The following is a 13,773-nucleotide window of genomic DNA, read 5'->3' as shown; positions in this document are numbered from 1 at the left end:
TTATATATAAAAAAAGAGAGTATATATTATATTTATATATATCTCTCTTTTTATTAAATTTATATTATATATATCTTTTTATTAAATTTATTTATAATAATTTATGTTTATGAATTAACCCTAGACCTTTAAGATTTACAAGTCTAGCATCTATTCCATTTAAGCTAACCTCAGAAATTGAATCATTATATTTTTTTAAATGGTCAACTACAGGTTTTGCCATTGATTCACTCAATACTTTTTTGCTTGGAACTCCATTTTCATTAACAGTTTCTTCAATATCTAAAGCTCCTCCACCTACTATTAAAACTCCTTTTAAAGACTCTATTTTTATATTTATTCCTTCAAGATGTTCATTTAAGCTTTTTATAAGCATATCTGCATATTTCTTTTTAGCTATTTTTATATCTTCAAGTAAATCTATCTTTTTATTATCTCCAATAACTAAGTAACCATTTTTTAGCACAGCTTCCTTTTCTTCTTCCGTCATACTATAGTTATGTTTCATACTTACAACTTTAGCTACCATAGATTTTACTGTATTTCCACCAATTCTAAATGTGTTATGACTCTTATCTATAACTTTACCATTTCTTAAAATTGAAACATCTGTTGACCCTCCACCTATGTCTAATATCATTAATATACCTGTTAAAAACTTTTTGTTCGCAACTACTTCAAGAACTTTTCCATCTTTTTCGTCTTCATAATATAGAACTCCAATACAAGCAGCTAATCCTTCAGGAAAAACAGATATATTTTCTATTTTAAATTGCTTATCCATTTTATATGGTAACACTAGACTTACAGCATTTATCCCAGATATTAATGTTTTTAATGAATCTTCATAATACATTTCAAGTGGTGGTAATAAAATGGATACATCAATACTTACATCTAATTCATCTATTCCAACCTTGTAATAATTTGCTACAAACATTATCGCTTTAATAAAAGATAAACTCAATGTTCTTAAAGTTGAGTCTTGGTTATGTTTTGGATGAAGTGTTAAAGGTCTTTCTAAAACATCTTCAAATTCACTAATTGCCAATAAACCATTAGCATATTCTTCATTTTCAATTGTTAAAACTGTTGATTCATTATTTTTATAGGTTCCTGGTATAACATAATCTTTTGGCACCCAAGCAAAACTATTTCTAAATCTAATAATTTCCTCTTTTGTGTCATTATCATAAAAAACTGTTATTCTTGATTCAGAATTTCCTGCATCAATACATATTCCTATTTTTTCAAATCTCATTCTAAATCCTCCATTATTTTTTTCTTTATTTTAGTTTTCTATATATTATTATACTACATTATTATATTATTTAAATAAATTTATTTTAAAAATTTCTGAACAATATTTATTATTCTCTTCTTTTTCTATATCTGTATCCAAAAAAATAGTTTTATTTTGTTTTTCAAATATATCTATATCAACTTTATTATTAAATACTAAATATCCTTTTAATATATTATTGATATTATATATATTGTCTTCTATATCCTCTTTTATCATATCTATTTTTTCTTTATTTCTTTTATTTATCATAAATTTCATTATTTTTTCAGATACTTTAATGTTTTTGTTTGATATATATGACATTCTATTTTTAACTTCTTTTATTTTACCATAAAACAAGTCGCCTTGATAGAAATAATATTCATTTATATCTAATTCAATATTACTAAGTATAACAAAACTTCCTATATTGTTTTTAATTTTATCAAAATATTTACATAACAAGTGTACTTCTTCTTTTGTAAAATCACATAAACCTTTTATTACTATTAATACATGGTCATTTTGTGTTAAATATGGCATTCTATCTATCAAATCCATAATATCAAAAAATACCATTCTTGGATACACATTATTTTTAATAAAATAAGCTGTAGATACTATTCCATCTTCTGTTAATAAAATTAAATTCTTATCAGACATATAATCTCCTTTCTTATACACTATAATATAAATCTATATTTAGTTTGAATTTTATAATATATACTTATATTGTTAATATATATGTATTAATAATATAAGTATAATTTTTATCTAAATGTATTCTATATAATACTTATTATTTTTTATAAATATAATAAGCTACTATAGTTTTTTAAATATAGTAGCTTATATATTATGGAGTTACTGCAAAATATCTTGTATAACTAAATAAATCACTTCCTGATTTTCCTTTAATACCAGTAGTATTCTTCCTAACTATATCTAAAAAGTTGCTTTCTTTATCTCCATAAGAACTTCTCATCCCTTTTGATGTTATAGATGTATATTGAATTATAACATCAGCATAAAAAGTTACCTTTGCAATTACGATTGGTTTACTTTTATAAGGTAAACCAGTCATAGGGTCTAATACTTCCTTATCTAATTCTTTTAAATAATCTGCTTTTGATTCAAAATATCTACCTTCTTCTGTAGTTTTTTTAGCACCAAATAAATATGTTAACAAAACATCATTTTGTTTATCATACATATCAATTACTTTATATTGTATCTTAGGAGTAATCCCTGGAAAAGTTTTTACTGTTGAATTTCCTTTTGTAGATTCCTTTCCTCTGATTAATGTAAAAACACCATTATTAATAGGATTTTCACTTTCTAAATCATTTGTTATTGTATCTTTGTAATATTCACCTTTTAGTACCCCATTTCCACCTTTTTCTATATTTAGATTCCAATTAGCTTTATCATATTTTGTTCTCATCAATAAATCCATGTTATTCATAAATAGTGTTCCTAAAAACTCTTTATTCAAATATGTAATACCAAGACTGATTGGTGTAGTATAATATTCAGATAATCCATTTTCTTTTCTATGTCTATCAAAACCATATTCTTTATACAAATTCTCTTCAACATCTGTATTTACATATGAATTTTCATATTTTATGCCTGTGCTGCTTACACTAGCAGGTAATAAATTTGTACCTATTTGTGCTATTCTAGGCATTGTATACCATAACATACCTGTTTTATTGGTATTCCAATAGTGTATAGAGGTTCTTATATTCCCACACTTTTTAGTAAAATTTTTAAAATCTTCATTATCATATAACTCTAAAAATATTTCATTACGATTTCCCTCAATATTTTCTTTTTTATTATAAATACCATCATAAACTGTTAATTCCTTGAAATTTCCATCATTTGAAGGGAATTTCATTTTATAAGCTTTTAAATTTGTATTTGTACTTGAATCTATAAAAAAATCATCAGTTGCTTGAGTTTGTTCTAATGCCATATCAGCAGCAGTTTTAACTATTATTTGTAGCTCTTTTGAATATTGATTAGCATACCATAAATCAATTATTGAAGAGACTATTATTATTAACAAATAATTTATAATAAAAATAACCAATAAATTTTTTGCCTTAAACATTTTTAATACCTCTTTCTATTTTAAATATCTCAAACAAGGAACCTGATATATAAAATTTAATGGATATTCAAAATCGTTACGTTTAAATAGAAGAGAACCATCATTATTGTCAGCTCCACCATGTTCTACCATACTTATTCCTGCTGGTTGCATTGTAACTGATATAGCTAATGTTTGTATATCTCCATAATCCTTAACATGCTCTTCATCTATCGCTGGGTATTGTTTGTTTTCTATTATTACATTATTTTTTATGTTAGAAACTATCTTTGTTGCCACACTTGATTGTTCTACAACTGCATTTAGTTGCCTTTCAAAAAGTGGTGTTATAGCCTTGGGTACACAATTATTTCTTGATACTTCATTTTGCATCACAACTGCCAAAGGCTCTAATTTCGTGTACACAGATAAAGTATCTACAAAAACTATACCTATATTTAATAAGGTCATTAGCACCATTGAAAAAGCTAATACTTTAAATACAAGCCATACTGGTTTATAGGAAAACACTTTTATAATCACTTCCTAACTTAATAATTTTTTACTAGTTAAAAAGCTTATATGCTCTTTATTTTGTTGTTAAATCAGCAGTATCTTCTAATATTTTCCCCAGTTCTAGGTCTATATCCTTTCCATCATGCATAGTACTCATAGACCATGAATTTTGTGTTGCTTTTTCTATCTCTTTCCACATTAAGGGTTTGCTTTCAATTACAAAAGTAAATAATAATACTGACATTGTTAACATAAAGACCCACATAAAAGCTTCTTTTAATGATATTACTATCAAGTTCATCACTCCTTAAAGGTACAAGTATAAACTTGTACCTTCCTCATATTAAATTGAATTCTACCAACCTGATGTAGCATCATCAAGACCTGTATTATCTTCACCTTTATATTCATTAACTATCTTACCATTACTAGAACCAGCTATTTTCTGCCATACCGAATTCACTGTTCCTCCAACTGCATTTATACCTGTTTCTAATAATCCATTTTTACCAAACCCAAAATTAAAGCTTTTAGCTGCGAAAACAAGAATTGCAACTACTATAAAAATAGTTATTAATGCTTTTTTCATAAAAACACCTGCTTTTATATAACTTACTCTTATCTAATCATAGCTACTTTTGCTACCCATGAAAGTATAACAAATTTAGCCAGTATTATATAAATCACTATCAAAGCTCTTGCACCTTTATTTGCCAATCTCTGACCATTTTTTTTAACAGAGCTTCTTCTTTTCATAGATTGTTCTGTTTTTAATTCTCCTAACTTTACCCTATTATCAACACCCCTTAATGACTGTTGAGCTACATTACAATAATTCACTACTGTAGAAGATTTATATAAATCTTTTAATTTAGCTGTAGCCATACTTTCATCAGAGTATAGTTCTATATTGTTACGATAAACAATCGCAAAGTTTTTTATTGCTTTATAATTTTCTTTATTTGGTACAAATTCCAAAGACTTTATATACTCATCTAATGCTGGTGCTAGATTTGCATGTTGTCTTTTTACTAACTTACTATATAATTTTAAATACAGATTTGGAAATTTTTCTTCCAAGTTTTTGTCCTCATTTTCTATCATGCTATCAACAAATAATAGGAAAATTTGTTTTGAGAAACATAGTATTAAAAATAAATATCCTTTAGGACCTGTAGTTAAAATTAAACTTAAACCAGTTAATAATAAACCTAAAAGGAATAATCCTCTAAACAGACCTATTAATTCTGTTGGTTTTATATTTCTTTTATTTGTATCTATATAAAGCTTTGCTCTATCTACTCTATATTTCATTTCTTTTATATTATAGTCTGAAGGGACTTGTCCTATATTATCAGTTATCCAGTCGCAAAAGTTTAAAAAATTAACTATTATTTTTCTTTTATAAACATCATATTTAATTTTATTAACATCTTTTCTAGCTTTTTTAGTTCCTTTAGTCACACCTATTAGATTGTTTTCTTTCAAAATTCCCCAAATTGTCACCACTAAGAAAGAATATAAGATAAGATTTTTAATAATTATTGAATTTATCAACTATTATAACCTCCCTTACAATGACTGTGATTTAACAGATGTTAAATATGCTAAAGACCAAGCAACCAATCCAACATCAACAACCAGAGACAGTTTTCCAAAAGTATTATTTAAGAAGAAATTCATCATAAAACGGTCTTCATAAATACTAAACACACAATATGCACCTATTAAAATCATTGATGCTATAATTTGTATTTTTCTTTCATTAAATATTTTATTATTTTCTTCTCTAGTTTTTCTAACTTCTGCATTAGTTTCCATGACAATAGAAAATTCTGATTCAGAGTGCTCATCTGCCTTACTTTCATAGGAAATAGCAATTATACAAAACTCTGTAAAATTATGTCCAAGCTTATCATTTAGTTTTTTAATTGCTTTCTCAAAACTATAAGATTTATTATCTATATCATCTAAAAATTCATTTACATATATTTGTAAATTAGGATGAAAAGAATTTTTATATCTTCTTATAGCATTAAATACCCCTCCCCTTACATCAGATACTAATAAATCTGTCATATCCATTATTTGAGCTTCTTTCTTTTCATATCTAGTCAATGACATAAACTTAAATACAACTAAAATTAAATAAAAGAATGCACAAAACATAGGTAGTGTAAGGTTAACTGAATTTACTAGTACTGAAAATATCGTTGAAAATACAAAAGAAAGACTTGCTATAAATATTACTAATCCAGAAGGAGTTACATTATCTTTTTCCATATCTAAATTTTCTATTATATCTTTAAAATAAGTATACAGTTTATAATTTAATGTATTTTTATTTATATTAGCTTTTCTCTCTGTATCTCTACTTAGTTGTCTTAATTTCTCTCCAAACTTTTCTTGGAATATTTTATTTGTCGATATCTTTGATTTTTCCAATAGGTTTATTAATTTTTTATTGTACATTACACAAAACCCAAATACTGTAATTACTATACATGACATACTTAATTTAAATATTATCTCAAACATTCTTCCACCTTCTTTATAGTCTTAACTCTCCTGTTTTAATTAAGTTTTTAATAAAGCTATTTATTGGATAACATTTATTATCTACTATAAAGTTCTATACTTTATGAAACTTTAGTTGTATCATCTGAAGGTTTAACAAATTTCTCTAATTCTCTTTTTGATATTCCTCCCCTGATAAAGTTTGTTTTTACTTTATCTGTTATATATCCTGTTTGAATAAAGTTTCCTAGCATTTTCTTATTTCCATTTTCATCTGTTACTACTTCATCTTCTTTAAATGTAAATATATCATTTAATATTGGATTTCCATTTTCGTCTACTCCACAAACCTCTGTAATTCCAAGTATCTTTCTTTCACCAGTACTATCATATATAGTCTGAGTTATAAAGAAATCTATTACATTTGCCACATCTATCAAGCTATCTTTTTGAGAACATTTGGTTTCTTTTGATATCTCTGATGCCATTCTAAACATAGCTTCTCTAGCACTACCTGAATGGAATGAGCTCATAACTATATGTCCAGTTAAACAAGCTCTGTATATTTGAAAAAACTCTTTCGGTGTTCTACATTCGCCTGGAAGAATGGCATCTGGTGAAGCACGTAAAGAATTTGAAACTAAATTAGCCATTGTTCCAACTGTTTCAGAATCATCATCTATTGCAGTTGAATTTACTTCCCAGTGAACAACTCTATTTTGATTTATACCTTCTTCATCTCTTTCAGTCATAAACACTTCTGTAGGATTTTGTATAAAAATCTTTTTCTTATCTTTAGGGATTTCTTTTGCTAAACTATTAAGTAATGTTGTTTTTCCTGAGTTTGTTTTTCCTATACAAAAACATCTCATGTTTCCTGCTCGTCCAATTAACTTTATAAATTCAGCCATTTCGTCACTACAAGCTCCACTTTTCACTATATCTTCAATACTCATTTTTATTTTTTTAAATTTACGAATAGATATAGTTTCAATTGGAAAATCATATTTACCAGTTCCTCTAGCATTTAAAGAGCTGTGTACAGCATTCACACGATATTTATCTTTTTTTGTTTTAGCATTTAATATAGGATATCCATCTGTAAATTGAGGCACTGTTCCTGTTCCATCATCTATCAATCTTAAAATGGTCATTTTAACTTCTTGAGGCGATGGAAAAGTTATTCTTCTACCATGTTCATCTAAATATGGATACCATAATCCTTTTCTTTGAACATTTATAGTTAAATAATCTAATATTTCAATTTCATCAATAGACTCATCTTCTAAAGCCTTTTTTAATACTGATTCTCCAGATATTGCTGCTGATACATCCTCTAATAATAAATGTGTATTTAATCTCCCATTTTCTATGTATCCTTTCACATTTATTTGATGTTCATTAACATAATCATTTATTTTCTGTATCATAATTTTATATTTTTTTTCATCTGATGATTCATAGTATTCTTTTGTTAATTGTCTAGAAATTACAGTCCTACATTGACTTAAATATTCCTCAAATGCAATTCCATCATTTTTTGAGAAATCAGTATCATCTTTTTTATATACTCCAAAATCGCTCTGAAGCTTAAATATACTTTTAGCAGATAACAAAGTATCACCTCGCTATTTGCAACTTTAAGCAACACATCCTTATCTATCAACACTTCTTTATCTATCAACATACTTATATTTCTTTTAAATTTTTAAAGTTACTAATAACTTTTTTATTATATTTCTTTATATCACCTCCACATACACATTTTTCTTTATTAATTGTAATTAAATTGCACTTACTACATCTAAATGAATATTCTTTTGTTAGAATCTTATAATCTATTTCATAAATATGTTTTTGAACTATTGGTATTTGAGTATTATATATTTTTACTGATTCATTATCTTCACTTGATAACACTAATTTTATTTTTATTATTGAGCAATCATCAAAACATACAAAACCTCTAATTCCCATACTTAAAAATGTTAATTTATTAAAATAAATATGTCTATTTAAATTTATTTTCTTATGCTCTATATAATTTTCTACATTACTAGTACACTTAACACACTTAAATAGCTCATTATTATCGTTATTTATATACTTTAAATATAAAAATATAAATGATGATAATTCATTTTCTAATTCTTCTCTATTAAATGCAGGAAATTTTGTTTTTATTTCTCTTAAAGCTTCCTGATTGTCTTCTACTTCAAACCATTCTTGTCTGTTATCTATTTGTTGTTCTATTTCTACTATATCTTTCTTATCCTTCACTATGCTTTTACTTCTAAAATATTTATATAGTTTTTGAATAATATAAATTAAAATTAGAGCACAAATAATACTAATAATAAGTATAATTTTCCCTGCCATTATTTAACCTTTCTTCTTAAATTTCTATAATTTTATCTTCAAAAGTATTTAAATCCTCATTATCCTTATTTTTTCCATGACTTTTAATTTTTTCAAAGCTTTCTTTTACCTCAGTTTCATTTATTTCTTTTTCCTCTAATTTATCCTTATCTATAAGTAATTGGTTATTTTTAGGTGTTATATCTAGAATTTCATCTATAATATTATTTATTACATCTGAAAAGTTTTTAAAATTTTCTCTAGGGTTTTCTTCCCATATTTTATTTCCATTGATTCCTGCTTTTAATATCTCTTCAGAAAAATATATTTGACCTAATATTGTCATTTCAATGTCTTTAAAAGCTTTTTGAGTAAATGCTAAAACTTCTTCTGAAACTTTATTTAATACAACCTTATTAGCTTTTAAAAAAGGTATTGCTAAAGTAGCTTGTATATTTAATGATTTTTTTAAATTAGATAAACATTTTATACTTTGGTCTGCTACACTAATTATTTTATTGCATTTTATAGCAGCTCTAGTATTCATATTAGTTAATTCATAAGATGATAAATCAATCAAAATTACATCAAAAGATGTCTTACATGTATCAATCATTTCTGCTAAAATAACATCACTATCTCTAGATGAAAACATATCAGCTATTGTTCGTTCTCTAAAATCTATTAAATATATATTTTTATATTTTGTTTGTGAAGTAACTTCTGCTATATCACCTGAATAATCAAGTATATCTTTTTGTGATGTTGTTTTATTACCATCTTTCATCAAGTATGAATATTGAGTTGGATACTGCATATTCATATCTAATACACAAATATTCAATGTTGTTTTTTTTGATAGAGCTATAGCTACATTTTGTACTATAGTAGATGTACCTGTCCCTGGAACCATACCTTTAAAACCAATCACTTTATTGAATAGTAATTTTTCTGAAATATTATTATTTCCTCCACCTGACATTATACCTATCAATTTGCTTAAATTACTCATTATATCTCTCCTTCATTACTTATCAGAAAATCTTTTTTTCAAATCATTAAGAGCTTTTAATACAATATTTTCTTCTATCTCATTTAACAATGTTATTTCATAACTTAATTCCTCTTTTTTTATGTTATTGTAGTCAAGATAACCTAATTTGTTTACTTTCAATAATATATTTGATGGTACAATATTTTTTTGAAAATCATTATTTAAAAATAGCTCTTCCTGTTTTTTTCTTGAAAGTGTAAATAGTTCATAATAAACATCAAATATACTTGTCCCATTGTCATTTAAAATATCTATAACTATTGCACTATCACATGTTTTTGTTACCTTATTTTTACTTAATATACTAACTTTTATTTTATCTCCAGGAAGCAATACTTCTTTTAATTGTTTTTCTGTAATATCTAACTTTATTAACATTACATTCACCTATACTTTTTATTTTTTATCACTTGAACTACTTTCTCTTGTAAAACCTGTTTGTAAATTATTAAGAGCATCTGTTATAATATTTCCATTTGTTCGAGGAAGAAGAGTCATCATATAATTTGCTCCTTTTGCTTCTATATCCATGTAATTATCTGCTTCTTCTTCTGTTACATTTAATAAAATCTGGACTGGTTTAACACTAGTTTTGAAATCTTCAGTGGCTATTATTTCCTGTTGTTTTGTTTTTGGTAAAGCTAATAATTTGTAGTAAATATCAAATATACTTGCACCATCGCTATTTAAGATATCTATGACAACTGCATTATTAAATAATTTTACTTTTCTTTGGATAGCAGTATTTGGTTGAATACCAGCTTCTTGTTGCATTTTATAAGCTTCTTCACTTGGTAAAGTATATACTTGGTCTGTATATGCAGCTCGAACATTTATTTTGTCACCAGGGACTAACATTTCTCCAAATTGGTCTGCTTTTATATCTAGTTTTAATAATTCTCCATCCATTTTGTATAAATAAGCTAATTGCTTTGGAGTGTCTTTACTTAAAGAATCCCAATGAACTGGTGTGTTTTGTCTAATATAATAAGATGCATATGCATTTTTAATTTTATTTCTGTCTTCCCATAAAACAATAGTTCTTTTTTTACTTCCATCGCTAAACTTCATTATTCCTTGCTTTTCATACTCAGCTTTTACCATTTTTGTTTTAACCATGTTACTTTCAGTAACTCTTGCATCTTGAGGTAAAGCTGTTTTAAAGGTCACAATATCAACTGTTTTATTAAGTAATGCATTAGAAATTATATTTGAGCCTATTATTAATATACATAAAGCTATTAAGAAAAATATTTTCTTCGCATTTTTACTACTATTACTATTTAGTTCCTTAACCTTATCTATACTTACTTTTAATTTCACTTCTTTCCCTCCTATGTTATTTACATAATATTTTTTATAATTCTCACTTTCTCCTCTCTATTTATTTTTATATTATAAAAAATAACCATTTATAAAATAAGTATATTTTATAATGAAATATATATTCTCCCTTAATAGTTTATTGTTTAATTTATATATTTCATTAGTATATTTTATTTATAATATATATATTTATATTTAATATATATATTTATTTATATTAGTCATATGGAAATATATATTATATATTCATATAATATTTTTATATGAAATCATAATTTATTTCAAAATTATATTTTTATACAATGAAAAAAATAGTAAACTTATAAATATTTACTATCTTTTTCATTGTATTCATTCTATGTACTTTTTAGTTTATAATGTCGAATTTAGTATCTTTTTTTAATTATTTTTAAATCAAATTATATCTACTGGGACATCTTTTGCTTATACCTAAAGATTCAAAGTACCATAATTGCAATTACATATAGATATAACAGTACTTGAACTATTAATGCAAATGTTATTAAAATCATAAGTTTTCTATAATACATAAATATCCTCCATTCTACAAATAGCTATTTTTATTCTTTTAAAATTAAAATAGTCATACATAAAAAATAAATTAATTCAAATAAGCTCATTATTTCTTTTTCAAAATCAATTAGATTATAATTATCTATTACATTATGTAATAATATCAATGATAGTATATTGATAATAATTAATAATACCGAATTTTTAAGTTCTTTATTGGCACATTCTATTTTTCTTTCCCTATATCTCATTTTTATCCCTCTTATTTATTTTATTTTTCAAACTATGTTTACAAATATATATTATAGAAATTATATATATAGTTATTATAAATAAATACAAACTCAAAATTGAACTTTTACCCATAATACCTATATATATTGAGTATATAAATATCAAAATTAAATATAAAATTTCTATGATATTAATAACTTTTATATATAATTCATATTTATTATCTAATTTATTTATTTTAATCAAAATTTCATATTCTCCTTTCTTATAAATATATAATATATTTTATATTTATAGATACAATATATATTTATATATTTGTATATTATCTATATATATCATTTATTAAATAACAATAAAAAAGAGAATCTATTTCAGATTCTCTCTCTTATTATTATTTAATTTTATATATCTTTAAAATATATTATTTTATACATTGTATTTTTACTTATAGTAGTATCCATTTTCATCTACAAAGCCACTATCAAATAAACGCTTTTTTAGATTTTCATTTATAACTGGTTCCCTAGTTAAATCAATCTCTCTATTATTTGTCTTAATATCAATATCAGTATTCCAATACTTTTCCATTTCTTTTTTATGCTTTAGTTCTTCTTCTTCTTTAACTATATAATCACTGAGCAAGTTATAAAGTGTTGATTTGAAATATTCGTATGATTGTGTAGCTATAATATCTGTATCATCTTTTTCCAATACTATAGCTATTGCTTTATCTAAAATATCTGCATATTTTTTTTCTTTAAAATCAAAATCTGCAAAATCCTTTTTAAATAATCTTATTGTCCCTTTTGTAAATATATCAGGTTCTGGAACAAAGAATTCTTCTTTCACTTTAGAATTAGCTTTTTTATTTTTTGTTTTATGCTTTTTAACTACTTTTTCATTATCTTCTTCTTTAATTTCAGTGAACTCAACATCTTTTATTATATATTCATCTTCTTTAAATTTATCTAAGTATACATTTTTTCTTTCAGAATCTTTATCTAAAAGTTCTTTATTTAATTTAATAAATTCTTCTTCAGGTATTGTTTCAATAGACTCTTTTTCTTCTATAGCCCTTTCAAGTTCTATTAAATTCATGTTCTCTATTATATCTTTATTGAATTCATATGTTCTTTTGTCCAAATCTTTTACAATAAAATCTATTGATACTACTTTTTTTCCTTCTTTTCTTTCTTTAAAATCTATTTCAAAAAGACCTGTTTTATTTAATGCATCTATTGCTGGTACAATTATTCTCCTTTTAAAATTACCATACTGAGGATAGCTATCTTCTAGCATTAAATATTCTTTCAACTCTTCTATTTTATAAGTAATTACATTTTTTTTATTACTCCATAATCTTATTAAATCATAGAGTCTCTGTGCATAGTAATTACTAAGACTAAATAAAACAGCTAGATTAGCTGGTGTATATCCAGTTTCTAAGTACTTGTTTAGTAAATCATAAATTGTGCTTGAGCTCTCTATAATAAAAGCTTGAATATCTTCATCATATTTGAAATCAGATATTATAGAACATTCTCCCCATGCCAATTTATTAGATTTTTTTCTTTGAATATAATGAATTGGCTTAACCCTAAGACTTGATAATAGTTCTGTTATATTCTTAGTTGTTCGGTCATTAGTTTTTTTTATAATTTGTTTAATTTCACTTTTAGTAATATAACATCTCATTGTTCCATCACATGATTTTTGAAGTTTATAAAGTATCAGTAAATATATCCTATTTTCATTTAATGTTAAACTATATTTAGCTCGTATTAGTGCATTATTTTTCATTAAAACTCTTGGGCTCGTTTTACTAAGTAAATTAGATGTGTTATTCAT

General features: G+C 24.5%; 15 protein-coding genes. All 15 read right to left on the bottom strand.

Translation table 11 applies throughout. From position 1 onward, the window contains the following. Positions 1-91 precede the first annotated feature (91 nt). Positions 92-1,261: an Alp7A family actin-like protein gene (locus tag ACTG46_RS19515; RefSeq protein ID WP_479924097.1), complete on the bottom strand. Its 1,170-nt coding sequence runs from the start codon at positions 1,259-1,261 to the stop codon at positions 92-94. A gap of 66 nt (positions 1,262-1,327) precedes the next feature. Continuing rightward, the gene (locus ACTG46_RS19510) at positions 1,328-1,948 is read right to left on the bottom strand and encodes a hypothetical protein (protein WP_479924096.1); all 621 of its coding nucleotides are present in this window, start codon (positions 1,946-1,948) and stop codon (positions 1,328-1,330) included. 193 nt (positions 1,949-2,141) lie between these two features. Next, positions 2,142-3,404, bottom strand: coding sequence for a hypothetical protein (locus ACTG46_RS19505; RefSeq protein ID WP_479924095.1), 1,263 nt, complete (start codon positions 3,402-3,404; stop codon positions 2,142-2,144). 15 nt (positions 3,405-3,419) lie between these two features. Beyond that, positions 3,420-3,914 (bottom strand): hypothetical protein, encoded by a 495-nt coding sequence (locus ACTG46_RS19500; RefSeq protein ID WP_479924094.1) that lies wholly within the window; start codon positions 3,912-3,914, stop codon positions 3,420-3,422. A gap of 58 nt (positions 3,915-3,972) precedes the next feature. After that, positions 3,973-4,194 carry a hypothetical protein gene (locus ACTG46_RS19495; protein WP_479924093.1) on the bottom strand — a complete coding sequence of 74 codons (222 nt, stop codon included), beginning with the start codon at positions 4,192-4,194 and terminating at the stop codon, positions 3,973-3,975. Between the two features lie 60 nt (positions 4,195-4,254). Beyond that, the gene (locus tag ACTG46_RS19490; protein WP_479924092.1) at positions 4,255-4,488 is read right to left on the bottom strand and encodes a hypothetical protein; all 234 of its coding nucleotides are present in this window, start codon (positions 4,486-4,488) and stop codon (positions 4,255-4,257) included. A 29-nt stretch (positions 4,489-4,517) separates the two neighbouring features. After that, on the bottom strand, positions 4,518-5,456 hold the full coding sequence (locus ACTG46_RS19485) for a hypothetical protein (protein ID WP_479924091.1): 939 nt from the start codon (positions 5,454-5,456) through the stop codon (positions 4,518-4,520). A 15-nt stretch (positions 5,457-5,471) separates the two neighbouring features. Further along, a complete protein-coding gene (locus ACTG46_RS19480) occupies positions 5,472-6,437 on the bottom strand; it encodes a hypothetical protein (protein ID WP_479924090.1) in 966 nt (321 codons plus the stop codon). Between the two features lie 101 nt (positions 6,438-6,538). Beyond that, positions 6,539-8,032, bottom strand: coding sequence for an ATPase, T2SS/T4P/T4SS family (locus tag ACTG46_RS19475; RefSeq protein ID WP_479924089.1), 1,494 nt, complete (start codon positions 8,030-8,032; stop codon positions 6,539-6,541). A 73-nt stretch (positions 8,033-8,105) separates the two neighbouring features. Then, on the bottom strand, positions 8,106-8,696 hold the full coding sequence (locus ACTG46_RS19470; protein ID WP_479924088.1) for a hypothetical protein: 591 nt from the start codon (positions 8,694-8,696) through the stop codon (positions 8,106-8,108). 115 nt (positions 8,697-8,811) lie between these two features. Then, the gene (locus ACTG46_RS19465; RefSeq protein ID WP_479924087.1) at positions 8,812-9,786 is read right to left on the bottom strand and encodes an AAA family ATPase; all 975 of its coding nucleotides are present in this window, start codon (positions 9,784-9,786) and stop codon (positions 8,812-8,814) included. A 15-nt stretch (positions 9,787-9,801) separates the two neighbouring features. Next, the gene (locus ACTG46_RS19460) at positions 9,802-10,206 is read right to left on the bottom strand and encodes a hypothetical protein (RefSeq protein ID WP_479924086.1); all 405 of its coding nucleotides are present in this window, start codon (positions 10,204-10,206) and stop codon (positions 9,802-9,804) included. 18 nt (positions 10,207-10,224) lie between these two features. Beyond that, positions 10,225-11,151 (bottom strand): hypothetical protein, encoded by a 927-nt coding sequence (locus tag ACTG46_RS19455; RefSeq protein ID WP_479924085.1) that lies wholly within the window; start codon positions 11,149-11,151, stop codon positions 10,225-10,227. A gap of 584 nt (positions 11,152-11,735) precedes the next feature. Further along, entirely contained in the window at positions 11,736-11,939 is a 204-nt protein-coding gene (locus tag ACTG46_RS19450; protein WP_479924084.1) for a hypothetical protein, read from the bottom strand. Positions 11,940-12,366: 427 nt separating this feature from the next. Continuing rightward, on the bottom strand, positions 12,367-13,725 hold the full coding sequence (locus ACTG46_RS19445; RefSeq protein WP_479924083.1) for a replication initiation protein: 1,359 nt from the start codon (positions 13,723-13,725) through the stop codon (positions 12,367-12,369). Positions 13,726-13,773: the final 48 nt, after the last annotated feature.

Source organism: Clostridioides sp. LIBA-7678 (assembly GCF_056716065.1).
The sequence above is the reverse complement of the archived record's forward strand: the minus strand, read 5'-3'. Positions and strand labels throughout refer to the sequence as shown.

Excerpts from the sequence above, each read along its gene's own strand:
- ACTG46_RS19490 (WP_479924092.1), bottom strand. The coding sequence starts at position 4,488 with ATGAAAAAAGCATTAATAACTATTTTTATAGTAGTTGCAATTCTTGTT.
- ACTG46_RS19515 (WP_479924097.1), bottom strand. The coding sequence starts at position 1,261 with ATGAGATTTGAAAAAATAGGAATATGTATTGATGCAGGAAATTCTGAA.
- ACTG46_RS19505 (WP_479924095.1), bottom strand. The coding sequence starts at position 3,404 with ATGTTTAAGGCAAAAAATTTATTGGTTATTTTTATTATAAATTATTTG.
- ACTG46_RS19460 (WP_479924086.1), bottom strand. The coding sequence starts at position 10,206 with ATGTTAATAAAGTTAGATATTACAGAAAAACAATTAAAAGAAGTATTG.
- ACTG46_RS19480 (WP_479924090.1), bottom strand. The coding sequence starts at position 6,437 with ATGTTTGAGATAATATTTAAATTAAGTATGTCATGTATAGTAATTACA.
- ACTG46_RS19450 (WP_479924084.1), bottom strand. The coding sequence starts at position 11,939 with ATGAGATATAGGGAAAGAAAAATAGAATGTGCCAATAAAGAACTTAAA.
- ACTG46_RS19465 (WP_479924087.1), bottom strand. The coding sequence starts at position 9,786 with ATGAGTAATTTAAGCAAATTGATAGGTATAATGTCAGGTGGAGGAAAT.
- ACTG46_RS19510 (WP_479924096.1), bottom strand. The coding sequence starts at position 1,948 with ATGTCTGATAAGAATTTAATTTTATTAACAGAAGATGGAATAGTATCT.
- ACTG46_RS19445 (WP_479924083.1), bottom strand. The coding sequence starts at position 13,725 with ATGAAAAATAATGCACTAATACGAGCTAAATATAGTTTAACATTAAAT.